Annotated in this window: 24 protein-coding genes and 1 tRNA gene; 20 read left to right on the forward strand and 5 right to left on the reverse strand. The window is 55.4% G+C overall.

The genetic code is table 11. From position 1 onward, the window contains the following. Positions 1-105 precede the first annotated feature (105 nt). The 3 genes from cmk (at position 106) to VN12_RS16955 (ending at position 1,931) form a co-directional block, all read left to right on the forward strand. Positions 106-834 (forward strand): (d)CMP kinase, encoded by a 729-nt coding sequence (gene cmk / locus VN12_RS16945; RefSeq protein WP_146677946.1) that lies wholly within the window; start codon positions 106-108, stop codon positions 832-834. Positions 835-955: 121 nt separating this feature from the next. Continuing rightward, positions 956-1,630, forward strand: a complete 675-nt coding sequence (locus VN12_RS16950; protein WP_240491176.1) for a lysophospholipid acyltransferase family protein — start codon at positions 956-958, stop codon at positions 1,628-1,630. Then, positions 1,614-1,931, forward strand: a complete 318-nt coding sequence (locus VN12_RS16955) for a hypothetical protein (RefSeq protein WP_146677947.1) — start codon at positions 1,614-1,616, stop codon at positions 1,929-1,931. Before VN12_RS16950 ends, VN12_RS16955 begins: the two co-directional genes overlap by 17 nt. On the opposite strand, the gene VN12_RS16960 is transcribed toward VN12_RS16955, so the two are convergent. Next, positions 1,928-3,607: a serine/threonine-protein kinase gene (locus VN12_RS16960; RefSeq protein ID WP_146677948.1), complete on the reverse strand. Its 1,680-nt coding sequence runs from the start codon at positions 3,605-3,607 to the stop codon at positions 1,928-1,930. The two genes, VN12_RS16955 and VN12_RS16960, sit on opposite strands and share 4 nt — an antisense overlap. Further along, the gene (locus tag VN12_RS16965) at positions 3,607-4,263 is read right to left on the reverse strand and encodes a sigma-70 family RNA polymerase sigma factor (RefSeq protein WP_146677949.1); all 657 of its coding nucleotides are present in this window, start codon (positions 4,261-4,263) and stop codon (positions 3,607-3,609) included. Before VN12_RS16965 ends, VN12_RS16960 begins: the two co-directional genes overlap by 1 nt. A gap of 295 nt (positions 4,264-4,558) precedes the next feature. Between VN12_RS16965 and VN12_RS16970 the strand changes: the two genes are divergently transcribed. The 5 genes from VN12_RS16970 (at position 4,559) to VN12_RS16990 (ending at position 7,897) form a co-directional block, all read left to right on the forward strand. Next, positions 4,559-5,167, forward strand: coding sequence for a 5-formyltetrahydrofolate cyclo-ligase (locus VN12_RS16970; RefSeq protein WP_146677950.1), 609 nt, complete (start codon positions 4,559-4,561; stop codon positions 5,165-5,167). Between the two features lie 2 nt (positions 5,168-5,169). Further along, the gene (locus tag VN12_RS16975) at positions 5,170-5,763 is read left to right on the forward strand and encodes a thioredoxin family protein (RefSeq protein WP_146677951.1); all 594 of its coding nucleotides are present in this window, start codon (positions 5,170-5,172) and stop codon (positions 5,761-5,763) included. Between the two features lie 3 nt (positions 5,764-5,766). Then, positions 5,767-6,276 carry a 2-C-methyl-D-erythritol 2,4-cyclodiphosphate synthase gene (gene ispF, locus VN12_RS16980; RefSeq protein WP_146677952.1) on the forward strand — a complete coding sequence of 170 codons (510 nt, stop codon included), beginning with the start codon at positions 5,767-5,769 and terminating at the stop codon, positions 6,274-6,276. Positions 6,277-6,350: 74 nt separating this feature from the next. Beyond that, positions 6,351-6,424: transfer RNA gene (locus VN12_RS16985), tRNA-Thr, on the forward strand. Between the two features lie 147 nt (positions 6,425-6,571). After that, entirely contained in the window at positions 6,572-7,897 is a 1,326-nt protein-coding gene (locus tag VN12_RS16990) for a DNA-directed RNA polymerase subunit alpha C-terminal domain-containing protein (protein WP_146677953.1), read from the forward strand. Between the two features lie 101 nt (positions 7,898-7,998). Here VN12_RS16990 and miaA read toward each other — a convergent pair whose 3' ends face one another. Then, complete coding sequence (miaA, locus tag VN12_RS16995) at positions 7,999-8,976, reverse strand: tRNA (adenosine(37)-N6)-dimethylallyltransferase MiaA (RefSeq protein ID WP_146677954.1); 978 nt, start codon at positions 8,974-8,976, stop codon at positions 7,999-8,001. Positions 8,977-9,133: 157 nt separating this feature from the next. On the opposite strand from miaA, the gene hisE reads away from it, so the two are divergent. Both hisE and hisG read left to right on the forward strand, forming a co-directional pair. Further along, positions 9,134-9,472 (forward strand): phosphoribosyl-ATP diphosphatase, encoded by a 339-nt coding sequence (gene hisE / locus VN12_RS17000; RefSeq protein WP_146677955.1) that lies wholly within the window; start codon positions 9,134-9,136, stop codon positions 9,470-9,472. Further along, positions 9,469-10,332 carry an ATP phosphoribosyltransferase gene (hisG, locus tag VN12_RS17005; RefSeq protein ID WP_146677956.1) on the forward strand — a complete coding sequence of 288 codons (864 nt, stop codon included), beginning with the start codon at positions 9,469-9,471 and terminating at the stop codon, positions 10,330-10,332. The genes hisE and hisG overlap by 4 nt, the downstream gene beginning before the upstream one ends. A 5-nt stretch (positions 10,333-10,337) precedes the next feature. On the opposite strand, the gene mntR is transcribed toward hisG, so the two are convergent. Next, positions 10,338-10,838 (reverse strand): manganese-binding transcriptional regulator MntR, encoded by a 501-nt coding sequence (gene mntR, locus VN12_RS17010; RefSeq protein WP_146677957.1) that lies wholly within the window; start codon positions 10,836-10,838, stop codon positions 10,338-10,340. 212 nt (positions 10,839-11,050) lie between these two features. Here mntR and VN12_RS17015 point away from each other — a divergent pair, with 212 nt between their 5' ends. Together VN12_RS17015 and VN12_RS17020 are read left to right on the forward strand one after the other, a co-directional pair. Continuing rightward, complete coding sequence (locus VN12_RS17015) at positions 11,051-12,058, forward strand: DUF1559 domain-containing protein (protein ID WP_146677958.1); 1,008 nt, start codon at positions 11,051-11,053, stop codon at positions 12,056-12,058. Then, entirely contained in the window at positions 12,055-12,393 is a 339-nt protein-coding gene (locus VN12_RS17020) for a hypothetical protein (protein WP_146677959.1), read from the forward strand. The genes VN12_RS17015 and VN12_RS17020 overlap by 4 nt, the downstream gene beginning before the upstream one ends. A gap of 35 nt (positions 12,394-12,428) precedes the next feature. Here the strand turns inward: VN12_RS17020 and VN12_RS17025 are convergent, their stop codons facing one another. Beyond that, a complete protein-coding gene (locus VN12_RS17025; RefSeq protein WP_146677960.1) occupies positions 12,429-12,965 on the reverse strand; it encodes a PepSY-associated TM helix domain-containing protein in 537 nt (178 codons plus the stop codon). Between the two features lie 362 nt (positions 12,966-13,327). Between VN12_RS17025 and VN12_RS17030 the strand changes: the two genes are divergently transcribed. The 8 genes from VN12_RS17030 (at position 13,328) to coxB (ending at position 24,002) form a co-directional block, all read left to right on the forward strand. After that, positions 13,328-14,023 carry a cytochrome c3 family protein gene (locus tag VN12_RS17030; protein WP_240491177.1) on the forward strand — a complete coding sequence of 232 codons (696 nt, stop codon included), beginning with the start codon at positions 13,328-13,330 and terminating at the stop codon, positions 14,021-14,023. After that, complete coding sequence (locus VN12_RS17035; RefSeq protein WP_146677962.1) at positions 14,020-17,325, forward strand: TAT-variant-translocated molybdopterin oxidoreductase; 3,306 nt, start codon at positions 14,020-14,022, stop codon at positions 17,323-17,325. Before VN12_RS17030 ends, VN12_RS17035 begins: the two co-directional genes overlap by 4 nt. Further along, complete coding sequence (gene nrfD / locus VN12_RS17040) at positions 17,282-18,775, forward strand: NrfD/PsrC family molybdoenzyme membrane anchor subunit (RefSeq protein ID WP_240491178.1); 1,494 nt, start codon at positions 17,282-17,284, stop codon at positions 18,773-18,775. The genes VN12_RS17035 and nrfD overlap by 44 nt, the downstream gene beginning before the upstream one ends. A gap of 85 nt (positions 18,776-18,860) precedes the next feature. Further along, on the forward strand, positions 18,861-20,330 hold the full coding sequence (locus VN12_RS17045; RefSeq protein WP_146677963.1) for a quinol:electron acceptor oxidoreductase subunit ActD: 1,470 nt from the start codon (positions 18,861-18,863) through the stop codon (positions 20,328-20,330). A 62-nt stretch (positions 20,331-20,392) separates the two neighbouring features. Continuing rightward, on the forward strand, positions 20,393-21,640 hold the full coding sequence (locus VN12_RS17050) for a quinol:cytochrome C oxidoreductase (protein WP_146677964.1): 1,248 nt from the start codon (positions 20,393-20,395) through the stop codon (positions 21,638-21,640). Positions 21,641-21,655: 15 nt separating this feature from the next. Beyond that, positions 21,656-21,973: a hypothetical protein gene (locus VN12_RS17055; RefSeq protein ID WP_146677965.1), complete on the forward strand. Its 318-nt coding sequence runs from the start codon at positions 21,656-21,658 to the stop codon at positions 21,971-21,973. 66 nt (positions 21,974-22,039) lie between these two features. Continuing rightward, positions 22,040-22,873, forward strand: coding sequence for an SCO family protein (locus VN12_RS17060; protein ID WP_146677966.1), 834 nt, complete (start codon positions 22,040-22,042; stop codon positions 22,871-22,873). Between the two features lie 142 nt (positions 22,874-23,015). After that, positions 23,016-24,002 (forward strand): cytochrome c oxidase subunit II, encoded by a 987-nt coding sequence (coxB, locus tag VN12_RS17065; protein ID WP_146677967.1) that lies wholly within the window; start codon positions 23,016-23,018, stop codon positions 24,000-24,002. The last annotated feature ends 34 nt before the right edge of the window (positions 24,003-24,036 follow it).

The raw sequence follows: 24,036 nt of genomic DNA on the forward strand, positions 1-24,036 counted from the left end.
TTGCCTCTGTCCTCTCCTCCATCACAATAGAGGGCGGAGCGAGCAACACTTTATCGTTGGGTTGTCGTCTGTTGGGCCCTTAAATTTTCACGCCGGAGTTTTTGCATGATAGTCACAATCGACGGCCCGGCGGGAGCCGGCAAAAGCTCGATTGCCAAGCGGCTTGCGGATGCTCTCGGTTTTGAGTTTCTCGATACAGGGGCGATGTACCGTGCGGTAACCCTCTTTTGCTTGGACCACCAAATCGATTTGACCGATGCCGAGGCCGTCGCACGAATTGCCAATTCCTCCGATATCCAGTTCGATGGGGCGCGGGTATTGCTCAACGGCAAAGATGTTAGCCGTGAGATTCGCGAACCGCGTGTCACGGAGGCGATCAAAGAAGTGGCCGACAACACGGCCGTGCGGGCTTGTATGGTGGCCGCACAGGTGCGATGGGCAGAGGGGAAGAACGCGGTGACGGAGGGACGCGACCAGGGAACGGTGGCTTTTCCTGCCGCGGAGTGCAAGATCTTTCTGACGGCTTCCCCCGAGGTCCGCGCCGAACGCCGCTTTTTACAACTGCAGGAAAAAAACCTTCCAGGCGACCTGGATACCATCCTCCGCTCCCAAATCGAGCGAGACGAACACGATCGTTCGCGACCTGTGGGGGCGCTCGTGAAAGCGGAAGACGCGATCCCAGTCGACACCGATTCCCTGACGGAAGATCAAGTGTTAGAGCGGTTGATCGAGATTGTATGCCAACGGTGCGACGCCCATCACGTGAGCCGTCCAGTCTTGCGAGATCGAGCGTCAAGCGACTTCTGCGATTGCGAGACGTCGACAACACGCTAGGTCCCCAACACGCTAGGCCCCCAACACGCGTAGAACACAACACACGCAGAACAGACGGCCCATAGAAGAGAGCGGACCAAGCGTCGCGGATTCGCGGTAGCTGTAGAACGAAAGGAAAGACGTGGCGAAGAATCAGAGCTGGATCGGGACCCTTCAAATAGGATTTCGAAGGTTGTTTTACCGATGGTTACGATTTGTAGCCCGCATGTCGGCGTCCCTCCTTTTTTCGTTTCGAAGCGAAGGTCAGCACTACTTGGATTTCGAAGGAGGGGGCATGATCCTCTCTACGCATCAATCCATGATGGATCCGGTCTTAGTAGGCATGGTCGCCAACCGTCGCTTGAATTATTTGGCCCGCAAGACACTTTTTCACAATCCCCTTTTCGCCTTTTTGATTCGTACGTTGGATGCGATCGAGTTGGATCGGGATCGCGGCGGCTTGAGCGGTCTCAAGGAGATGCTCAAGCGATTGAAGAATGGGGAGTTCGTTTTGATGTTTCCCGAAGGAACCCGAACGTTGGACGGTTTCATCGGTCCGTTGAAACCTGGGTTCATTCCCATTGCGAGGCGTTCGGAAGTCCCGCTCGTCCCGGTCGCCATTGTCGGTGCCTATGATTGTCTTCCCCGCGGTACGAAGCTGCCGACGCGGCGTCCGATTGCAGTGGTCTTCGGAGAACCGATTCCATCCGCTCTTTACATGGAGTGGGACGACACTCAACTACTGGCTGAGCTCACCACCAAACTCTTAGCACTTCATGCACGTGCACGCGAGTTGACCCATGCCCAAGAATCTTGAGTTCCGACCTTGCCCTTACTGCGGCAAATCGGTTCGAAGCGATGCGGTGCGTTGCCATCGCTGTCAGCGTTCGTTTAGCGAAGTTGGCGAAGGGGAATCGAACAGCTCCGAACATGGAGCTGCACCTTATGGTGGCTACGATTCCAACGAGGATGATTTTGATTACCAAGAGTTCTTAGAAAGCGAATTTGGTACGCCACCGAAAAAGCGAGATTGGAAACGCCCTGTAGCTTGGTTGGTCATCGTTTCGCTAATGCTGCCGGTGATTTTGGCGTTGGTTTCGTTGATTCGTTCCTTCTAATCGATCCGGACCAAGCTTTGCCGGTAGTATTTGAGGCCGGGGATAAAGAACGACAGCGCCGCGATCGCGCCGAAGATCAAATGCGCGTAAAGAGGCCACGCGATCATCGCAAAGGTTGAGGCGAACAGCGCTCCTGCTTGAAAGTAGAATGCGCCGCTCAAGATCCCGGCTTTGATAAGAAAGACCATCCCACTGATGACACCGAGCAACGGAGTGAGGGTGAGAGGTTCCAATTCCAACGCCCATTCGATAGGAAACAGCATTCCGATCGCGATCATGCTTGCTCCCCAAACGTGCGCGATCTGGCGTTCGACGAACGTGACGGGCCCCATGCGCCGTCGCAGCGCCCAGAACACGGCAGCCCAAGCACCTAAACCGACGGTCCAAAGAAGCGGATACGTCCATAGGTTCGCATCGATCCAACGCATGTATTGCGTCCACATGCAGACGAGCGATAGGACGAGGGAGTGCCACATCCAGAGCAATCCCCAATTTTCGAGAACCGGTGCATGATGGGTTTCGCGGAACCACCGCGCGACGACTTGCGCGAATTGCCCAGACCTAGCGGAGATCGGTTCGTCGCGAAGGTATGCCATCAAGTCATCCGCAAACGCTTCGGCCGATCGATAACGCAAGTCCGGTGGTTTCTGTAGCGCCCGGACGATAATCATCTCCAAGTCGCGGTGCACGTTGGGATTTAGGACTCTGGGAGGGGGCGGGTCCTGCTCGAGGACTTTCAGGAGCAACTCCACCGGCGACTTGGCAGCGAAGGGAGTCTGGCTCGTGACGGCGTGGTAGAGAACGGCACCTAGGCTGTAGATATCGGAGGCTGCGCTGATCGGCCCCATCCGCCCGCTAGCTTGTTCCGGGCTCATGTAGTTGGGAGTTCCGAGCACGGCTCCCGTCCGGGTGAGCGAGTCCATGGCGTCGGATTGCTTGGCCAAACCGAAGTCGGTGAGGCGTGCATGCCCCGTTTCGTCGATAAGAATATTCGAAGGCTTGATGTCCCGATGGACGACTCCTCGTTCGTGGGCGAAATGGACCGCTCGGCAGACTTGCTCCAAGTATCGTACCGCGTCGATATGGGCCAGGTCGCCTGCGAGGATCCGATCGTGCAGCGTCTTCCCCTTGATGTACTTCATGACGAAGTAAGGTCGGCCTTCGATTTCCCCCACGTCGTAAACGGGAACGATTCCCGTGTGTTCCAATTTCGCTGTCGCTCTCGCTTCTGCGAAGAAACGCTGGCGCTCGATCGGAGAGGCCAGCCGATCTTTGAGAATCATCTTGATGGCGACTTCTCGTTCCAAACTGATCTGTCGCGCGCGATAGACGATGCCCATCCCTCCGCGACCGATCTCCTCGAGCAGTTCAAAGTCTCCCATGCGAAAGGGGAGCGGCATCTGCCAAGCGCCCGAATCCCCGTCCACGGGTGAGGAGCTTAGCTGGCTTGATCCCCCGACGGCTTCCGTCACCACCATGGTCCCCCAAAGGGACTTCAGCTCATCGGCGAATTCCGGATAAAGCCCGCACTCGGCGAGAATATCGATCGACTCACCGCGTTGCATCCGATCGGCCAAGTCCGACACCAACTGAGCCAATCGCGGATCGATCGCGTCATCGCCTGGATCCTCCGGCGCATCGACATGTTCAGAAAGGAATTGTTTGGAGAAGACCATTATTCCCTTAGGTAGTCATGGAATCGAGGGAGGGAGTCGATGACTTCTCGCAAACGTTTCAAGGCGCGCAAATATCGCATGCTAGCTGCCGGTTCCGTCAGTCCCAACGACTGTGCGATTTCCTGGTTATTGAGTTGTTCGTAGTGTCGCATCAAGATGATCTCACGATCTTGATCGCGAAGCAGGTGGACAGCCGCTTCGATTTGCGCCGCTAGTTCTTTTTGGGTTGCGGCAGCAGCCGGTGTGAGCGCACCGTCTCGGAATTGGTTCGCCAGTTCGATGGTGGACTGGTCCGGAGGGCCTTTCCCCGGTTGCGGTTGCTCCCGGTCGATACTTCGCTTCGCGGATAGGCGATGCCGTCGGTGAGCATCGATGATACGGTCCTTGGCGATCTGTCGGATCCAAAGGTGGAAAGGAATGACGGGATTGGACATGTAGTCCTTCAACCTTCGGTTCGCTTCCACGAGGACATCTTGGATCACATCGCTGACGTCCATTCTTTGGTTGAGCCGCTGGTCAAGCCGGAGTTGGATCATCCGTCGGAGCGAATCGCGGTGGCGGTCCATGAGCGCATCGACCGCTTCCGGCTCGCCTTGCCTCGCGTTTTGAAGAAGTTCAGCGGTTACATCGCCATCCGGCCAAATCGACTTCGTCATCCGATTAGCCACGCTCACAATCATTGAAAGAGGATTTTGATCGAGTTCGTCTCTATTCTAGAGACATGTCGAGATGTGAAGTGGATCGCGCCGGGATTCCCCCAAAACTTGTGTCCCGTGACGTTCACGAAGAATCGACCGGGCAGGCTCCTCTGGTGCTGAGCCCGACAGGTGCCCTCATGGTCAGGAGCCAACACGGTCGAGGGCGAGCATTGTGGAGAGTATCCGGAATGCTACCATAAGCGAGTTCGATCCGACCTTTCTTTCCACGATCCAGAGATCCTTGGCGACCGATATGGAATCTTCTCCCTCATCTGAACTGTACGAGCGCAAGAACGCCATTCGCAAGGCGGCGCATGAGAATCGTCGAAACCAGCCCGATAAAGACAGCGTATCCGATACAATCGTCAAGCGATTCATGAGTTTGCCGGAATACGAAGCCGCCCGGACCGTGATGTTTTACGTCGATGTCCGGGATGAAGTCCGGACGAGGCAAGCACTGCCTGACGCGTTGGCGAGCGGAAAGCGAATCGTGGTCCCTTACTGCGTCGACGGGGAACTGGAACTCTTCTGGTTGGAGAACATGGAAGAGTTGGAATTGGGGATGTACCGGATTTTGGAGCCCAAGGAATCGCTGCGACAGGTAGCGTCCAAGAAGCTTGGCCCCGAGGACTTGGACCTCATCATGGTCCCTGGCGTTGCGTTTGACCAAAGTGGAGGAAGGACCGGGCATGGGAAGGGGTACTACGATAAGCTGTTGCAGCACGCCAAACCGGAAACACCGCTCGTCGCACTCGCTTTCGAGTGCCAAATGTTCGAAGAAATCCCGGCGGAAAGCCACGATATCTATATGGACAAAGTCGTGACCGAAGACGCCGTTTATCAAGGAAAAGGAAGGAAATAATCATGGTACGCACAGCGAGCACCATGCTCCCACTCGGAACCCAAGCCCCTTCGTTTTCGCTTGTCGGAACCGACGGGAGGAAGATTTCGCTCGATCACTTTTCGAGCGACAAGGCGTTGGTGGTTGTCTTCCTATGCAATCACTGCCCGTACGTGAAGCACATTGCTCCAGAATTGGCAAAGCTCTCGGCAGAGTATATGGCCAATGGGGTCGGATTCGTCGGAATCAACTCCAACGACACCGAAAAGTACCCCGAGGATTCGCTGGAAAAGATGGTCGAGGAAGCTCGTTCGCGCGGCTACGCATTTCCTTACTTGCTGGATGCCGATCAGTCGGTCGCCCAGGCCTATCAAGCGGCTTGCACGCCCGACATTTTTGTCTTCGACGCTGACCGGCGCCTGGTGTATCGCGGCCAGATCGACGACTCCCGTCCAAAGAACGACAAACCCTTGAATGGAGCGGATCTGCGAGCGGCGCTCGATGCGATCTTGAACGGCCATCCGATCCCAGAGCCTCAAAAACCCAGTATCGGATGCAATATCAAGTGGAAGGAAGGGAACGAGCCCGACTACTTCAATCCGGTTGGGGTTTCCTGATCCATGAATCCGTACGAGGACATTCGGATCGGTTTGGGGACCGACTCCCACCGCATTGAAGCGGGGGGGCCGATGATTTTGGGGGGAATTTCCATCGATTATCCGGCCCACTTTGTGGGGCATTCCGATGCCGACGTTCTCTTGCATGCCATCACCGACGCGATTCTCAGCGCAGCGGGCCTTCCGGACATCGGCGAGTTGTTTCCGAACGACCGGGAGGAAAATCGGGGGCGAGATTCTGGGGAAATGCTGTCGTTAGCCGTGGAGTCCTTTCGGCGAACGGGATGGCGATTATCCCAGATCGACTGCGTCGTGGAGCTGGAAAAGCCCAAGATTTCGCCTTGGAAGGATTCGATACAACGACGAATTTCCGAGATTTTGCAGATTCCGTCCGAGAGGGTTCGTGTGAAGGGGAAAACCGGGGAAGGGGTCGGCGAGGTCGGGACGGGAAAGTTAGGGAAAGCGATCTGCATCGCGTTGGCCTGCCGTAACTTAGCCCTTGACGATAATTAGGCTGGAAAATTATCTTATGCGATCTTGCACGGACGCCGCGGAACATGCGGACGTTCAGGCGCAGAGAGTCTGATGCCGGCATAGCTTCAATTGGCAGAGCACCGCATTCGTAATGCGGGGGTTGTGGGTTCGACTCCCACTGCCGGCTTTTGATAGTGGGAACCCGTTGCGGTTCCTTCTTTAGATGGTGGGAACCCATTGCGGTTCCCTTTGGTTTTTCGGCGTTTTGACACGTCTTGGATGGTCGTTTGTGCCATCGAGGGCGTGGCAATAACCACAAGGAAACAAGGGACTTATGGTTCAAGCGGTAACTGTCGATATTCGGGAAGTCGTCCTTTCGAACCAGACTTTTGGACCTCAGGATATCGACAAGCTTCAACGAGCAATCGAAGAGGACTTCACCCAGGCTGCTTTGCTGCGCGATGCGGTCCAAGAGCTTCAACAAAGTCCAAATCCCTCTCCGGCGAGCATGACACGTCTGGGAGTTTGCCAATACTTGATCGGTAAATTCCGGGATGCCGAAGCGAGTCTCAAGCAGGGGGACGGCGGAGCACTAGCCCAGTATTATTTGGGCAAAGTCTGTTTCCAGCTCGACGAATACGATCGAGCGCTCCAGTATTACGAAGCGGCAGAAAAAGCGGGTTACACTCCCGAATGGTGCCAGCTTTCCAGAGCCGAAGTATTGCGGTACGTCGGACGCAAGGAAGAGGCGCTGCAGCTTCTCGACAACATCTTTGGCCCTGTGGAACAACACGCTGAGTATCCCTACCAACGAGCAGCGACCTTGGCCGCTATTGGCGGGAACTTGCCCGAAGTGCTGGCCCTTTACCAGCGGGCATTGCAAGTCAATCCTCGCCACCCGGGCGCACTGTTCGGCTTGGCGGTCGAGAGCGATCGTATGGGCCATGACAGCTTGGCCTTCGATTACTACCAGCGCGGCGCGAGCGTGATTCCTGCTCACATCGGAACGCTGATCAATCTCGGATTGATGTACGAGGACCGAAACGATTTCGTGCGAGCGCAGGCATGCTATCGCCGCGTTTTGGAAACCGCACCAGAACATCCTCAGGCCAGGTTGTATTTGAAGGATGCGGCTGCGGGCGGGAACGTTCTTTACGACGAAGACTCCCAGAAGAAGAACGAGCGATTGGCTCAGCTTCTCAATGTACCGGTTACCGATTTCGAGCTTTCGGTTCGATCCCGCAATTGCCTTCAAAAGATGGGCATTCGGACGCTTGGCGATCTGACACGCGTATCCGAGCAAGCGTTGCTTTCGAGCAAGAATTTCGGCGAGACCTCGTTGATCGAGATTCGCGAAATGCTTACCGCACGCGGATTGCAACTGGGTCAATTCGCTCATGAGAAGAAGGAAGCGGACCCACCGCTCGATCTCACCGGGATGACTCCCGATCAACAGATGCTCTTGGATCGTCCGATCTCCGAGCTCAATTTGTCAGTTCGTGCTCGCAAGTGCATGGTCCGATTGCAGCTCAACACCATCGGGGAGTTGATTCGCAAGACGGGTGACGACTTGCTCGAGTGCAAGAACTTCGGCGTGACGAGCTTGACGGAAGTTCGCGAGAAGCTGACCGCGATGAACCTAAAGCTCCGCGGGGACTGATCCGGGGAAGACGGCTCGGAGAGCGGTTTGGACATACGACGCCGGTCGGAGACCGGCTGCTGGGGATGGTTAGGACAGGGAGAGTTAGGCGGCAGGGAGGGTTACGCGGCCCTGACGTCTTCGGCGATTCGGTGAGCAAGGCCTAGGAGGTCGTCCTCGGACTCGAGCGGGAGCTTGGTCAAGTTAGGCATGGACCGGAACCAAATCTCTTGTCGGCGGACAAATTGCCTGGTGTGAGCTTTCACACGATCAACCATCATGGCTTCATCGATCGTTCCGTTGAGGAATTCGATTGGTTCTTTGTAGCCTACGGCTTGGGAGGCGGTTCTACCGAGTTGCCCATGTCGTTCGACCAGCGACCGGACTTCGTCCAGCAGGCCTTGGGAGAACATCTCCTCAACGCGTTGATTCACTCGCTGATGCATCACGCTTCGGTCCCAAGCCAGCACATAGGCGCGACAGCTATTGGGCATTTGGATTCGTTCGAATTGCGACTGCCAGTGACTGAGAGGCACGCCGGTAGCCCGCACGACTTCGAGCGCGCGAGTCATCCGCCTCAGGTCATTGGGGAGAATTTTGTGGGCCGAAAGGGGGTCGGCCTGTTCGAGTCGAGCGCGGAGAGCGTCAAGCCCATGGATAGCGACATCCTCTTCGACTTGGCGGCGAAAATCCCAGTCTGCTTGGGGGCCGAGGAACATGCCACAAAACAATGACTTCAGGTAGAGGGGAGTCCCTCCGACCAGCAGGACACGCCTACCGCGAGATCGAATTTCCTTTGCTTTTTCGTGAGCATCGATGACAAATTGCGAGACGCTGTAATCGTCCGTTGGGTCGACGAGATCGATCAGATGGTGGGGAACTTCTTTTCGGGCATCCGCGGTCGGTTTCGCGGTACCGATATCCATTTCGCGGTAGACGGCCATCGAGTCGACCGAGAGGATTTCTGCATTGGTCAAGCGAGCGACTTCGATTGCCAATCGGCTCTTTCCCGAAGCGGTGGGGCCGGTCAGGTAGATGGCATCTTCCAGGGGGGGCCGCAACCAGTCGCTCAATCGTGATTCCGCAATTCCTGGCATCATTTTCCTGCTTGCAATCGACAAAAAGACCGAGGGAATTTAGGATTGATCCGGCTCTTGGGGGCGATTGTTCGAGACCCGAATCCCATGGTAGTTTATTTCCAGGGGAAGAGCATCCCGTTTGCGCGGCCAAATTCCCTCCAACGTTTCTTTTCAACGCATGGCTGATGACATCCTCGACCGTTTGATGCAGCAATTGCATCAGCGCGTCCATGATCTACCCGAAGGATCGTACACCACCAAACTGGTTCGAGGAGGAATTCCCAAAATAGCCGAGAAAATCCTCGAGGAGTCCCATGAGGTCATCGAGGCAGCCGGCGAACCTGGCGACGACGGGAAAGCTCATACGGTTCGCGAGGCGGCCGATGTGATCTATCACTTGTGGGTCCTCCTTGCGACCCGAGGGATTGATGTCGATTCCATACGCAATGAGTTGTTGCGTCGCGAGGGAACATCGGGTTTGGAAGAGAAAAGACGCCGTTCGGAGAGCCAATCATGAGTTTTGCGACCAACAATCTTCGCATTGGCGTCCCCAGCAAGGGGCGTTTGAGCGAGCTCGCAACCGAGTTGTTGCTTCAGGCGGGATTGAATTTTCGCCGCCAAGATCGCTCCCTTTTCGCCCGCGTTCATTCCTTGCCCGTCGACATTACATTCCTTCGGACGGACGACATTCCAACGCTGTGCGCCGAGGGTGCGATCGATTTAGGGATCACAGGGAGCGATTTGGTTGAAGAGGCGGGAGCGGATTTGAACGTGCGCATGGCGCTCGGAGTCGGGCGATGCCGACTGTCGGTTTGCGTACCCATTCAATCGGATATTCACACGCCGTCGGACATGAAGGGAAAGCGTATCGCGACCAGCTTCCCGAACACCACCGCTCGTTTTTTGGAACAACACGATGCACCCGTACATTTGGTAAAGCTGAATGGCTCGGTGGAAATCATGATTTCATTGGGCGTCGCCGATGCCGTGGTCGACTTGGTCGAAACAGGAAGCACCTTAGCGGCGAACAACCTTCGCATCCTAACCGACATTGGGAACTACGAAACGGTTTTGGTGCAAAGTCCCGCTTGCCGTGACCTAGCAACAGCGGACCGGATTGTACGACGTCTGGAGGGGGTTGTGATTGCCCGCGACTACTCGTTGTTGGAGTACAACGTTCCCACCGAGAAGTTGAGCGACGCGGAAAAGGTAACTCCGGGCTTCACATCGCCAACTGTCACGGCGCTCGAGGATCGGGGTTGGTTTGCGGTCCGGGCGATGGTGAAGAGCAAAGAGGTAATCGGGATCATGGAGAAGCTGGAGGCGTTGGGCGCCAAGGCGATTTTAGAGACCGCGATCAACAACTGCCGCCTGTAATCCAATCATCCTCTTCGGCGCGGTTTGGTGTTCACGGCGACGGGGTTCTTGCCAGAGGAGTTTGTCTCCTCGGCTGTTTCTGTTTCCCGCTGGACGTATCGCTCCATGGCTTGGAGCGTTTCTTCGCTGACATGGTGCTCCATCCCCTCCGCGTCGAGAACAGCCGTTTCTTCGCGAACCCCGAGTGTTTTCAGGAACCGGAGCACGATCTCATGGCGGCGGCGGGATTCGATTGCCATCCTCCGTCCCGAGGCGGTCAAGGAGATCGGTCCATAGGGTTCGCTTTGGACAAAGCCATCCCGTTTTAAGCGCGCGACAGTACGGTTGGCGGTGACATGGCTCACCGCGAAGCGACGCGCGATTTCGACGAGGCGGCATTCCCCTTTTTCGGCGATCAGATCATCGATCGCCTCCACATAGTCCTGCGCGGTTTCGATTGCGTGATCTTTGCGCACGCTTTCATGCTGATTCTTGGTAGGGGACGATCGCGTCGAAGGTTTTCGCATGAAGAAGTTGGACGTCGAGGGATGGCCCGGGCCGCGAGAGGAAGTGAAATTTCACCGACCCACTCATTTTACTTCAATCCCGGCATTCGACCACCTCGGCTGATAGAGAAGTGCCATCCAACAGACGCTTGCAATATTTTTAGCCAAGGCTACATTATTTGTAGCAGTGGCTACACTTGGGGGGTTTCAGGCGAACGAGGAGTTTCGAGGAAATGGAACGAACGAATCGCGATCGGGCTCGGCGAGGCTCGCGACGGCGGGGTTTTACGTTGGTCGAGTTGCTGGTTGTGATTGCCATCATCGGAATATTGGTCTCGCTTTTGTTGCCAGCGGTGCAAGCGGCGAGGGAAGCGGCGAGGCGTATGGGATGTCAGAACAATCTCAAGCAGCAGTCGTTGGCCTTGCTCAATTACGAGAGTGCGTTTCGAGTGTTTCCACCTTCTTACATTGCCAATACGCGGCATCCGCAGCGAGATCCGATCACGCTGGATGGTCCGAATGGATTTGGGTGGGGGGCATTGGTTCTGCCTCAATTGGAGGGAGGGGCGTTGCATGGCAGTTTGAACTTCTCCGCCGCATGCTGGGATCCGATACAGGGGGCATTGGTTCGCACAAAGCTTCCTGTGTTTCTTTGTCCGTCGGCATCGGGTAGCGACATGCCGGTGAATGTACGGAACCAGTCAGGAGATCTGCTGGCGGTATTTGGTAGGAGCACCTACGTCGCCAATGCAGGACAGGAAGAGCCTTGGGGAAGAACAGCCGAGGATTACCGCGGAATCGCGGATGGTCCGATGTATCGCAATGCTCGGACTCGCGTTGCCGATGTGACCGACGGGTTGAGCACCACGATCTTTTTGGGGGAGCACGACTCGCTATTGAGCGACAAAACTTGGGTGGGGGTAGTGCCCGGTGCCAAGGTTTGTGGGAATACACCTAATCGATTTCCTTTGGCGCATTGCGACATGGCGGCGACGCTTGTCAATGTCCACTCGGGGCCATCCTCGGCGGAGATCGATCCGGAGCTGGGGTTTGCACCCATCCATCCTCCGAACAGCCCCCTTTCCCATGTCTGTCAAATGTTTAGCGGACACCCGGGAGGTGCCAACGTCGCCATGGGGGATGGCAGCGTGCACTTCATCAGCTCATCGATCCATCAACCGACTTGGGCGGCGATGTCGAGTTGCGCCAAGGGAGAAGTCGTCGGAGATTTTGCACCATGAACTCAAACGGATCTTCTCGGCCAGCGATCATTGCGATCGCTCTCGTCTGTTTCGTTGGCTTGGCGATTTGGGGGGTGCGTTGGTATCTGCGTCCACCGGTCGTCTCAGAGGGGCAGCTTAGGTACATCCAGTTGCTACGGACGGCCGTGTCGGCTCAGAATACGGAGCATATCGCTGGGGTGGAGCGAGTGCTGAAAAAGAAAGTGGAGAGCTCGGAGCTGACCGAGCGAGAGTGGCGGCACTTTCAATGGATCATCCAAACAGCCCAGAGTGGTGAGTGGGAAAGAGCAGCCAAAGCGTGCGAGGGGTTTGAGCAAGCCCAGCAGTACCGTTGAGGATTGTCGATTTCGGGGAACGGATTCCCGGAAGGTCAAGGCTTTTGCTCTTTGGCATGGCGCAAAGCTCTTTTGCGGCGTTTGGCTTGGATAGGTTGCCAGAACATCCATAATCCGCTTCCCCACATGGCCAGCAGCGCGATTGCGGCGGGGAGGAATATTCCATACTTCACCCAATCCCCACCGAAGAAGGAGCCGTCGTGCATGGCTTCGATCCAGTCCGATCGTCGAATCGCGGCCTGCAGGACTTGCGCCGATTCCGAGTCGACCTGGACTTCCCAGTCACCGGCCAGCGTCCATTTCGCTATCCCCTTGGAGGGTCGGACATCGATTCGTTTGACATCTTTCCAGGAGAGAGATTCGAAACCGGGCTGCATTCGGATTGAGTTAAGCATCGCCTCGAAACTGGCGGTGGGAGCGGCTGCGGTCCCTTTCTGTTCTGGCGGTTGGACCCAGGGTATTTCTTTCTTGAGTTGAAGGAGGATACCGGTTGCGAGGACGATGAGCATGGGGATCGCGACCGCGAGGGTTCCCCAGTAGTGGACGCGTCGGTTGAGGATATGAAGTCGCATGCGGAATGGGTTGAGGGAGTGGGGCTAAGAGACCGGAAGCGTTCTATTCTGGGAATCCTATTTCAAACACTTGTACGATGCGACCATTTGTCCATCGAAGATTCTGCGAAGGGATTTCCAAGATTTCGGTTCGAATAATGTCGAAACAGGGGAGCCTGACAAAAGCAACTTTCCCGTGCATCCCTTTCGCTCCTTCTGGGTAGTTTGTAAACTCTTGCGAAATTCGCGAAACCATGTTGGAAAAACGCGCGGATCGTTCGGATTTTACGATCCGGACCATCTAGGTTATCGGCTGTCCGTGAAGCCTTCGACGGCACCCCTGGAACGCGCAGTCCTGACATGCACTAGAGAAAAGATACCGTATGACCATGCAACGATTCTTGTTCCCAAGGTGGACCAACAAGCTTTTGGCTCTGCTCGGCGTGTTGATCGCGGGTGGCGGCGCTTATGCCGGCGTATTGTTCCTGGGGGCGACCAGCCCGGTCACGCTCAACACAGGTTATCGCCCCGAACAGCCCGTCCCATTCAGTCACGCCCTCCATGCGGGCGAACTGAAAATGGACTGCCGCTATTGCCACAGCTCCGTCGACAAGTCTGCCCACTCGACGATCCCTGCCACGCAGACTTGCATCAACTGCCACAGTCCGAAGACTTCGGCTGGTTCTCCCTCGCTTTCCGCCGTGCACTCGGAGAGCGCCAAGCTCAAACCAGTTCATGAGAGCTGGCGAACAGGGGAATCGGTCGACTGGGTCCGGATCCACCGTCTTCCAGACTTCGTCTACTTCAACCACTCCATTCACATCGCGCGAGGGGTTTCCTGTGTGACTTGCCACGGTCGTGTCGACCGGATGGAAGTGGTTTATCAGGCGAAAGACCAGTCGATGACTTGGTGCATCGATTGCCACCGCAATCCAGCGCCCCACATCCGACCGGTCGAAGAAGTGACCAACTTGGCTTGGAGCGCCGGCTCCGAGGAAGAGCAACTTGCTTTGGGCAAGAAGCTCATTGAAGAAAACAACATCAAACCTCAAACCAACTGTGCGGTGTGTCACCGATGAGCTTCACCGGTCTAGATCATCAGCAGCGTTATTTTCGTAGTCTCGACGAGCTTCAAAAGACTCCCGAGTTCGAACAATTTCTGACCCGCGAGTTCCCGCAGGCTGCTTCGGAGTTCCCCGAAGGAGTTTCGCGGCGTCGTTGGATTCAGATGATGGGGGCGTCGCTGGCCCTCGGCGGTTTGGCGGGATGCCGGTACAACCGGGAGGAGGTCGCCGCCTTTGTCATGCGTCCGGAGGGACGAGTCCCCGGATTGCCCGAGTTCTTTGCAACGAACTTCGAGTTCGCCGGCGAAGTAGTCAATGCGTTGATTACCAATCTCGAAGGGCGGCCGATCAAGGTGGACGGAAATCCCGACCACCCGACCTACGCCAATTCCCAGCCAAAGGATTTTGCTGAGAATGCGAAGCTGCGATCGGCTGGTACGAGCACCTTCGCCCAAGCTTCGATCTTGTCCCTCTACGATCAAGATCGCATCCCTGCTCCTTTGTTTCGTTCGAAGCCAGGCGTTGCTCCCGAGTCTTTTGACAAAGATGAAGCGAAAAATCGCGTCGCGGCTTGGGAATCGTTCGAGAAGTATGTGGCTCAAGAACGAGCGAAGCTTGAGGCGAACGGCGGTGAAGGGTTGGCGATTGTTTTCGAGCCCACCCAAAGCCCATCGATGCGTCGCACTTTGGCGGATGTAAAGGCGAAGTTGCCCAAGGCGACTTTTGTCAAATACGAGTCCATCTACTCGGGCAAGGTATCCAAGGCGTTGGACGCCGTCGGTGCTGGCAATGCGTCGCTGTCCTTTAATTTGGATACCGCCAAGATTATCGTGGCGCTCGACGCGGATATCTTGGGCGAGGATCCCAATGCGGTCCATTATTCGCGACAGTTCACCAACCACCGTTCTCCCGATGGGGAGTGGATGAACCGGCTCTACAGCATCGAGCCCCAATACTCGGTGACCGGCACAGCATCCGACTTCCGACTTGCTCTGCAATCATCCCAAATTCCCGTGTTCCTCCGTAAAATCGAGGAGGCCATCGACAAGGGTACGATTGTTGAAGACAAGGATGAGGAAAAGACCTTCAACCGTTTGACCGACGACGAAAAGGTGCAACGCGTTGTTGAATCGATCGCTTCCGATTTGCTCAGCCATAAGGGTGAAGCGGTCCTATGCGTCGGTTCGCACTTGGACCTGAACGTTCAGCTCGCGGCGATCCGCATCAATGCGAAGCTTGGAAACATCGGCAAGACAATTTTGCTAACGGAAGTCGCCGATGAGATGGCTTCCGTTGAGACGATCAAATTGGATGATTTCGTCAATCGGGCCGACCAGTTCCAATCCCTTTGGATCGTTGCATTCAACCCGGTCTACACGGTCTCGGGCGATGTCGCGTTGGCCGATGCGATCAAGAAGATTGGCAACACGGTTTATTGGGCCAATCACGACGACGAAACCGCGGATCTTTCCACGTGGTCGATTCCCGCCACCCACCCCCTAGAGGCTTGGGGGGACGTTCGTTCGCACGACGGTACCTATGGCGTGGGGCAGCCGATGATCTCCCCATTGTTGGAAGGTAAGTCTGCCATCGAATTGCTCGCCATCTTGGCGAATTTACCGGAAACAGCCGGTGAGAAGATTGTGATGGAAACGGCCAAGCAGATTGCTGGCGGTTCCCTTTCCGAGCGGCAGTGGAAAGAGGTGCTCCACAGCGGATTCCTTCCAGGAAGCCAAGCCAAGTCCTTTGAAGGGGAGCTGAAAACCGACGCGAAGGCATTGTCGGCCGGGGAAGTTTCCACGACCGCTTACGAGTTGCCCGATGGCGTCGTTCAACTGGCGTTGAACAAGGACAAACTCGAGGTGGTAGTTCGCTCGAGTGAGTGTGTATACGACGGGCGATTGGCCAACAATGGTTGGCTGCAAGAGCTTCCTCAGTCGATTTCCAAGTTGACTTGGGACAACGCTGCATTTTGCTCGATTGGAACCGCTCGGAAGCTCGGGTTGAAGCATGGCGAGTTGGCCATCTTCACCGCAGGCGACTCCAAAGTTACGCTTCCCATCTTCTTGATCCCTGGCCATGCCGAAGGATCGTTTACATTCAATACGGGGTACGGGCGTACCAAGAACAAAGCCGGGGTGATTGGCAGCGCGGTCGGCACGAATTTGGCTTCATTCCGACGCTGGAATCAAGCGGCTGTGTACACCGGCGTGCAAGTCAAGAACACGACCAAACCTTACCCTCTCGCGACGACGCAGGACCACTTCGCCCTCGAAGACGAAGGTGGAATGCGAGAGAACGCCAAACGTTCTCCCCAGTTGGTTCGAGAAGGAACGCTGGACGAGTACAAAAAAAACGTTGGCTTCACTGGCGAGATTGTCGAGCACCACTTCGAGAACGAGTCCCTTTGGAAGGAACCCAAGGTCGACGAGAATTACAAGTGGGGGATGGCGATCGATCTCAACAAGTGCATCGGCTGCAACGCCTGCGTTGTGGCATGCCAGTCCGAGAACAACATTCCGATCGTCGGCAAGGAGCAAGTGATCCGCAGCCGGGAGATGCACTGGCTCCGAATCGACCGGTACTTCCAGTGCGATTTCGACCGCACCTACGAGGAAGGTTCCTTCAAGGATCCGATCGACCCGACCATCGTGACCCAACCGATGGCTTGCGCGCACTGCGAGACAGCTCCTTGCGAGCAAGTTTGCCCGGTGGCCGCTACGGTCCACACGGAAGAGGGGATCAACGCCATGGCCTACAACCGCTGTATCGGAACCCGGTATTGCGGTAACAACTGCCCTTACAAAGTGCGTCGATTCAACTACTTCAACTACAACACCGAATACGGATACTTCTACGGCTGGCAGGACAAACGCGAGCAGGCATCTGCGAAGTTGCAATCGCTGGTTCTCAACCCAGAAGTAACGGTGCGTGGTCGAGGCGTGATGGAAAAGTGCACGTACTGCATTCAACGCGTCCAGAATGCCAAGATCACAGCGAAGACCAAGGGGGATGGACGGATCCACGACGGGGACGTCATCACGGCTTGCCAAGCAGCTTGCTCGACCCAAGCGATTGTCTTTGGCGATTTGCATGACAAATCGAGTCGGGTTTACAAGATGCATCAAGACGAACGGTCTTATGCAGTTCTCGAAGAGATCAACATCAAGCCGCGAACGTTGTATCTGTCCCGCATTCGCAACGTTCCCAAGCGTCTAGCCACCTCAATCCAAATCAATCCGAACCGTCCAGGCCATGGCCACGGACATTCGAATGACCACTCACAAGAATCCGGTGACCATGGCGACCATAGCTAGTACTTCGTACAACCCTCGCGAGATTGACAACACCGTTGATATTCCAGGGCGACGATCTCCGCTGATCACGGGGAATCAGACCTACAGCTCGGTTACCGAAATGGTCTGCCGCGTTGCGGAGCAACCGCAGCCGATGCTGTGGTATGTGCTGTTCGGATTCTCGTCGGTCACGGCGGTGATGTTCTTGTCCTTGATCGGGTACTTGATCTTCACAGGGGTCGGTATCTGGGGTAACCAGAACCCAGTCTTCTGGGCTTGGCCGATCGTGAACTTCGTGTTCTGGGTCGGTATCGGCCACGCAGGAACGCTTATTTCGGCGATTCTATTCTTGTTCCGTCAAAACTGGCGTACGAGCATCAACCGCGCTGCGGAAGCGATGACGATTTTCGCGGTCGTTTGTGCAGCGATTTATCCAGGTATCCACGTCGGTCGAGCGTGGTTGGCATTCTGGTTGTTGCCTTATCCCAGTTTGAACCTTTGGATGTGGCCGCAGTTCCGCAGCCCGCTTTTGTGGGACGTTTTCGCGGTAGGTACGTACGCTTCGACGTCGCTGGTTTTCTGGTACATGGGGATGATTCCCGACTTGGCGACTTACCGAGATCGGGCGAAGAGTCCTTTCAAGCGATTCATTTACGGTTTGTTTTGTTTGGGTTGGACCGGATCCTCGCGTCATTGGCTCCGTTACGAAAAGGCCTATACGTTGTTGGCAGCGTTGGCGACTCCGCTGGTTCTCTCGGTTCACACGGTCGTTAGTTTCGACTTCGCGGTTTCGCAGGTCGCTGGTTGGCACACGACGATTTTCCCACCTTACTTCGTCGCCGGGGCAATTTTCTCGGGATTTGCGATGGTGGTAACGCTGTTGGTACCGGTCCGAAAGATATACAAGCTTGAGAACCTGATCACGCTTCGGCACCTCGACAACATGAACAAGATCATCCTGGCAACCGGGTCGCTGGTCGGTTTGGCGTACGGCACGGAATTCTTTATCGCTTGGTACAGTCAGAACCAGTACGAGGGCTTCGCGTTCCTCAACCGAGCTTTCGGGCCTTATTGGTGGGCATATTGGACGATGGTTTCCTGCAATGTTATTTCGCCCCAGCTGTTTTGGTTTAAGAAAATACGCACGACTCCTTTGTTGATGGTGATCGTTTCGATCTTCGTGAACATTGGAATGTGGTTCGAGCGATTTGTGATCACGATTACGTCGCTCAGCCGGGACTTTCTGCCCAGTTCGTGGGGTTACTTCAAACCCACGATTTTCGACGGGTTGATGTTCTTCGGAAGCTTTGGGGTCTTCATGTCCCTGTTCCTGTTGTTCTGCCGTTATTTGCCGACGATTGCGATGTCAGAAGTGAAGGGTGTGATGTCCTCCACCGAGCATTCCGAGCATGCCCAAGCCGCATTGCTGGGACATGGTCATGGCAACGGCCACGGCGGTCACCACCACTAGTCGTTCCGAATGAACGCGAGGGGCGTGTCTTCGACAAACCCCACCTTACCAATCCATTTATTAACCGATACCTAACGATCAAACTATGAGTGATCACAAGCCAAAGACAACGAATGGGAACCGACCCCCACGAGCGTTTGGCTGGATGGCGGAGTTCTCCGACGAGTACAAGTTGCTCGAGGCGGCTCGCAAGGTTCGCGATTCCGGATACACCGACACGGACGCATTCACGCCGTTTCCGGTGCACGGGATCGACGAAGCGCTCGGGATCAAGCCGACCAAGCTGCCATTCATTGTATTGTGCTGCGGATTGACCGGCCTAGGTCTGGCACTGCTGATGCAGTGGTGGACGAACGGGGTCGATTACATGTACATCATCTCGGGCAAGCCATTTGGGATCACTCCGGCGTCGATTCCTGTCGCGTTTGAAATGACTATCCTGTTCTCGGCGTTCTCCACCTTTCTTGGGATGATCGCCCTGAATGGATTGCCTCGATTCAGCAATCCGGTATTCACCAACCCCCGGTTCGACCGGGCGACGAATGATAAGTTCTTTTTGTATGTGAGTGCCAAGGACAAGTACTACAACCGCGAGTCGGTTCGCGAACTCCTCGCTGGAGCCTCCCCCGATCATTTGGAAGAGGTCATCGAAGACGCCTCCCCTGCAGCGATGCCCAAGGCTGTATGGCTCGGTGCTTTGTTGCTGGTTTTGACTGGTTTGATTCCAGCGATGATCGTCCTCAACATGCGAGCTGGATACAGCACCAAGCCGCGGTTCCATGTCTTCTTTGACATGGACTTCCAACCCAAGAAGAAGGCACAGCAGACTACCACTATTTTCGCTGACGGTCGAACCATGCGTCCACAGGTGGCCGGAACGATCGCTCGCGGCCAATTGGAAGAAGCCGATTCGTTCTATCTTGGATATGATCCCGAGAAGCTAGCAGCTACGACCGCATCTGCGGGTGCTGCCCGGCTCGTTTCTCTCCAAGACGGCGAAAAACCGGCCGCCGGAACAGCGTCCGATAGTGCACCGGCATCAGCACCCGCCAATGCTCCAAGCGGAGCCGCCCAAGCAGCTCCGGCTGCAGCGACAGGCGCTCTCGCGTTGCCATGGTTAGAGGAGCTCCCGATCGAAGCGAACGATGCGAACATGAAACTGGGAGAGACCAAATTCCGCACCTATTGTGCAGCTTGCCACGGCTACACGGGTTACGGCGATGGCTTGGTCCACAAGCGTGCAGACGCTTTGGCTCAAGGGTACTGGCTCCCACCAACCTCCATGCACATCGATCGTGTTCGGGCACAACCGGTCGGCCAGATTTTCCACACGATCACGAAGGGTCAAGGGAAGATGCCTGGGTACGCGGCATCCTTGACTCCAAAGGAACGTTGGGCGGTCGCCTTGTATGTGAAGGCTTTGCAGAAATCACGTAACGCGAGCATCGACGATATTCCAGTGGACAAGCGATCGGAGCTTCAGTCCGTGGCTCCGGCAGTTAGCGCCGAACCTGCAGCTCCTGCTGCTGCGAATCCTGCTGACCCGGCAAAGTAGTTGCCTTCCCCGATTGCTGGTACTTGACGCACCTAACCGAATTCGTTTCGAAGACCATAAACATGAGTTTGAAATACGACCAAGAAACCGTACAGATTCCAGAGACCTGGAAGGCGAAGGCGCCGCTCCTGATTTCCGCTGCTTTGATCTGCTTGGTAGTGGGAGCTGGACTTTGCTTCGTGGGTGGCAAGTCGGCGAACGTGCCGGGGGTTTCGGCGACGAAGTACGTGATGCATTCGTACCTGTCGAACTTCATGTTCTTGTTCTCCTTTTCGCTCGGTGCTTTGTTTTTCATTTTGATCCAGTTCCTCACACGAGCGGGATGGAGTTCATCCATCCGGCGTGTGGCTGAGATCCTGATGGCGGTTCTTCCCTGGTCGGCCGTTTTGTTTGTTCCAGTCCTCCTGATGTTGTTCGCCAACGACATCAGCCTTTACGAATGGAATCAATCCGCGGAAGCGATTGAGAATTCCGTCATTCGTGCGAAGGTCGGATACCTGGAACGCGGGTTTTTCACGTTCCGAACGGTTCTCTACATTGGTCTCTTGAGCGGTATCGCTCTGTGGTACTTCAACAAGAGTCGCGCGCAGGATGAGACAGGCGATGTGGAGTTGTCGATCGATCGCCAAAAGTGGGCAGGCCCGATGGTCATGATCTTCTCGTTGACTGCGAGCTTCGCAGCCTTCGATTGGGTGATGAGCATTGACGCCGATTGGTATAGCACGATTTTCGGTGTGTACATCTTCTCCGCGAGCATGATGGCTTTTTTCGCCATGATGGTCGTGCTCTGCATGAATTTGCAGAATGCTGGGAAGCTAAAGAACCTGGTAACGACCGAGCATTACCACGACATGGGCAAATTCATGTTTGGATTCGTGATGTTTTGGTCCTATATCGCCTTCTCCCAATTGCTTCTGTACTGGTACGGTAACATCCCTGAAGAGACTTACTGGTATAAGGTTCGGTTGATGGGGGGATGGGAGTACTTCTCGTATGGACTCATTTTCGTCCACTTCATCATCCCATTCCTTGGATTGATGAGCCACCACGTTCGTCGCCATCGAACCGGTCTGTACTTCTGGGCTTGCTGGCTGATCGTCGTCCACTGGATGGATATGACCTATTTGGTGATGCCAAACGTACCCGGTGGGCTCCCGGTATTGCCGCTGGTGGGCCACTTTGTAGGGGGCGTTGGAATGCTCCTGATGCTTTCCGCATTTTTCATCATCCGGTCATCGGGCGTACCCTTGGTTGCCATGCGTGACCCTCGTTTGCCCGAAGCTCTCACCTACACCAATCCGCTCCTTTAATTCAACGATAAGAACATGGCACGTTACGACGACCTGAACACCAACATGATCGCTTACGCAACGGTCCTGAGCATCGTCGTGTTGGTGATTGTTTTGCAAGGTACGCAAGCACTTACCTACAGCATGGTGAATTACGAGGACGCCCGCAAGGAAAACCGAAGCTCGGACACGCCTGGGCAGCTAAAGAGTGAACAAATTGCGACCCTGAACGGTTACAAGAAGGGTCAAGTCCTCGACGAAGCTTCGGCGACACCGGGGGCGGTGAAGGACGTGTTGATGATTCCCATTGACGAAGCGAAGAAATTGGTCATCCAGGAGTATTCCAAGAAGTAGGACGGGTCCAAAACCTTGATAGTCAGCCTCTCAAACACTCTCCGAAGCCTAGCAGTTGCATCTTGGATGCTCGCTGTTTGCTGCGCGGGCGGTGCCTGTGCAGACTTCCGGGATGAGATTCCGAAGAACTTGATCGGCGTCGGAGTGGACGAGAAGTTGGATGGGGAGATACCTCTCGACTTGTCGTTCGCAGACCACCGTGGGGCGACGGTTACGTTCCGAAAACTGCTGGAAGATAAAAAGCCGATTCTGCTAACGTTGAATTACAGCAATTGTCCTGGACTTTGCATCGCCCAACTCAACGGGATGATTCAAGGGGTCAACGATGTTAGCGGGATCAAGCTGGGTGAGGACTTCAAGATGGTCTCCCTCAGTATCGATCCGAGTGAGTCCATCCAAAAAGCAGCCAGTACACGCGCCAGATACGTGGACGATTTAGAGAATCACCACTCGGCCGAGGGCTGGTTTTTTCTGACGGGCAGCGAGGCCAACATCGTACGGTTGGCCGACTCCGTTGGGTTCCGGTACACCTACGACGCCAAGAACAAGCAATTCAATCACTCTGCAGCTGCGATATTCATCTCTCCTCAGGGAAGGATCACGCGGTACCTTTACGAAGTCGGCTTCATTCGAGGGGAAACTCTCCGAATGGCGTTGATCGAGGCAGGGGAAGGAAAGATTGGAAGTAGTTTTGATCGTTTTGTGTTGTGGTGCAGTCACTACGATGCGAACGAGAACAGATATTCCGCCAGCGCTAGGATACTCCTGTCGGTGACAGCGGGGGGATTCGTGGTGGTTGGCTTGATCGGTTTAGTTCCTTTTTGGCTTTCGCGGCAAAGGAAGCAAGCTCAGTCCGCTGGGTCCCAGCCGCCGCCGTCCTCGGGCGTGCAAAGCGAGTGAACAATTCCGATTGGTACGCGGATAACACGGTGGAAATGGCGACGGGAGTGACAATTCGTCACGCGTCTGCTTTTTCCGAATTGAGTACACTTTAGAGATCCGGCGTCGCGAAGCGCCCGTTCCTTTTGACCCAAAGCGTAGTATGAACTTCACATTTTTAGCCGATGAAGCAGCCGGTTTTTGGTTTCCGCCAGCTGCATCGACTTTCGCCAAACAAGTAGATTTCTTGTACATGGCGATTCTTTGGATCAGTATTTTGTTCTTCGTGCCGATCGTGATTGCCATGTTGTATTTCATGGTGAAATTTCGTCAGCGGCCGGGCTACAAAGGGTCGCCAGAGGCTCTTCACAACACCCCTTTGGAAATCACTTGGACAGTGGTCCCGACGTTTATCGTCGTATGGATTTTCTGGGAAGGGATGATTGGGTTCTTGGATATGACCCGGATGCCCGATGACACCGTCGATGTCGCCGTAACGGCGGTGAAGTGGAATTGGTCTTTCAAATACAAGCAAAACGGGGCCGAAAGCACTGTGTTGTACTTGCCCGTGGGCAAGGACATCAAGTTGACGATGCAGTCGAAGGATGTCTTGCACAGCTTCTTCGTGCCAGCTTTCCGGGCCAAGCGGGACGTCGTGCCGGGGCGATACCAGTACATGTGGTTCCACCCGACCAAGGAAGGCATCTATGACTTGTTCTGCACCGAGTATTGCGGAGACAACCACTCGACCATGATCACAAAGGTCGAAGTAATGTCCGACGAGAAGTATGCGGCCAAGCTAGCGGAGCTGGTGAAGGAGCCTGAAGACATCGTCGAGCGCGGCAAGTGGCTTTACGAACGGAAGGCTTGCAAGGGGTGTCATTACGCGGGAACTGAGGGGGCCAAGGGGCCTGGACCAAGCTACAATGGCTCGTGGGGTAAACAAGTTCCCTTGGCCGATGGTCGCGAGGTCAAGTTTGACGAGAACTTCGTTCGCGAGTCGATCTTGAATCCAGCAGCGGCACACCGCAAAGGGTACGAAACCGCCTCCGCGATGCCCTCCTACAAAGGACAGTTGAAGGACGAGCAGATCGATGCGTTGATTGCGTTTATCCAATCGCTCGAAACAGTCGGGACACCAGCCAAGTAGGCTTGTCCCACCCTCCGAACACAACGAGTTGACA

Origin of the sequence: Pirellula sp. SH-Sr6A (genome assembly GCF_001610875.1) — a bacterium.
Lineage (GTDB): Bacteria > Planctomycetota > Planctomycetia > Pirellulales > Pirellulaceae > JBKCUI01.

Excerpts from the sequence above, each read along its gene's own strand:
- VN12_RS17050 (WP_146677964.1), top strand. The coding sequence starts at position 20,393 with ATGAGTTTGAAATACGACCAAGAAACCGTACAGATTCCAGAGACCTGG.
- VN12_RS17055 (WP_146677965.1), top strand. The coding sequence starts at position 21,656 with ATGGCACGTTACGACGACCTGAACACCAACATGATCGCTTACGCAACG.
- VN12_RS16975 (WP_146677951.1), top strand. The coding sequence starts at position 5,170 with ATGGTACGCACAGCGAGCACCATGCTCCCACTCGGAACCCAAGCCCCT.
- nrfD (WP_240491178.1), top strand. The coding sequence starts at position 17,282 with ATGACCACTCACAAGAATCCGGTGACCATGGCGACCATAGCTAGTACT.
- VN12_RS17020 (WP_146677959.1), top strand. The coding sequence starts at position 12,055 with ATGAACTCAAACGGATCTTCTCGGCCAGCGATCATTGCGATCGCTCTC.
- cmk (WP_146677946.1), top strand. The coding sequence starts at position 106 with ATGATAGTCACAATCGACGGCCCGGCGGGAGCCGGCAAAAGCTCGATT.
- VN12_RS17030 (WP_240491177.1), top strand. The coding sequence starts at position 13,328 with ATGACCATGCAACGATTCTTGTTCCCAAGGTGGACCAACAAGCTTTTG.
- VN12_RS16955 (WP_146677947.1), top strand. The coding sequence starts at position 1,614 with ATGCCCAAGAATCTTGAGTTCCGACCTTGCCCTTACTGCGGCAAATCG.
- miaA (WP_146677954.1), bottom strand. The coding sequence starts at position 8,976 with ATGATGCCAGGAATTGCGGAATCACGATTGAGCGACTGGTTGCGGCCC.
- hisE (WP_146677955.1), top strand. The coding sequence starts at position 9,134 with ATGGCTGATGACATCCTCGACCGTTTGATGCAGCAATTGCATCAGCGC.
- hisG (WP_146677956.1), top strand. The coding sequence starts at position 9,469 with ATGAGTTTTGCGACCAACAATCTTCGCATTGGCGTCCCCAGCAAGGGG.
- VN12_RS17025 (WP_146677960.1), bottom strand. The coding sequence starts at position 12,965 with ATGCGACTTCATATCCTCAACCGACGCGTCCACTACTGGGGAACCCTC.
- ispF (WP_146677952.1), top strand. The coding sequence starts at position 5,767 with ATGAATCCGTACGAGGACATTCGGATCGGTTTGGGGACCGACTCCCAC.
- VN12_RS17015 (WP_146677958.1), top strand. The coding sequence starts at position 11,051 with ATGGAACGAACGAATCGCGATCGGGCTCGGCGAGGCTCGCGACGGCGG.
- mntR (WP_146677957.1), bottom strand. The coding sequence starts at position 10,838 with ATGCGAAAACCTTCGACGCGATCGTCCCCTACCAAGAATCAGCATGAA.
- VN12_RS16965 (WP_146677949.1), bottom strand. The coding sequence starts at position 4,263 with ATGACGAAGTCGATTTGGCCGGATGGCGATGTAACCGCTGAACTTCTT.
- VN12_RS16990 (WP_146677953.1), top strand. The coding sequence starts at position 6,572 with ATGGTTCAAGCGGTAACTGTCGATATTCGGGAAGTCGTCCTTTCGAAC.
- VN12_RS16960 (WP_146677948.1), bottom strand. The coding sequence starts at position 3,607 with ATGGTCTTCTCCAAACAATTCCTTTCTGAACATGTCGATGCGCCGGAG.
- VN12_RS17045 (WP_146677963.1), top strand. The coding sequence starts at position 18,861 with ATGAGTGATCACAAGCCAAAGACAACGAATGGGAACCGACCCCCACGA.
- VN12_RS17035 (WP_146677962.1), top strand. The coding sequence starts at position 14,020 with ATGAGCTTCACCGGTCTAGATCATCAGCAGCGTTATTTTCGTAGTCTC.
- VN12_RS16970 (WP_146677950.1), top strand. The coding sequence starts at position 4,559 with ATGGAATCTTCTCCCTCATCTGAACTGTACGAGCGCAAGAACGCCATT.
- VN12_RS17060 (WP_146677966.1), top strand. The coding sequence starts at position 22,040 with ATGCTCGCTGTTTGCTGCGCGGGCGGTGCCTGTGCAGACTTCCGGGAT.
- coxB (WP_146677967.1), top strand. The coding sequence starts at position 23,016 with ATGAACTTCACATTTTTAGCCGATGAAGCAGCCGGTTTTTGGTTTCCG.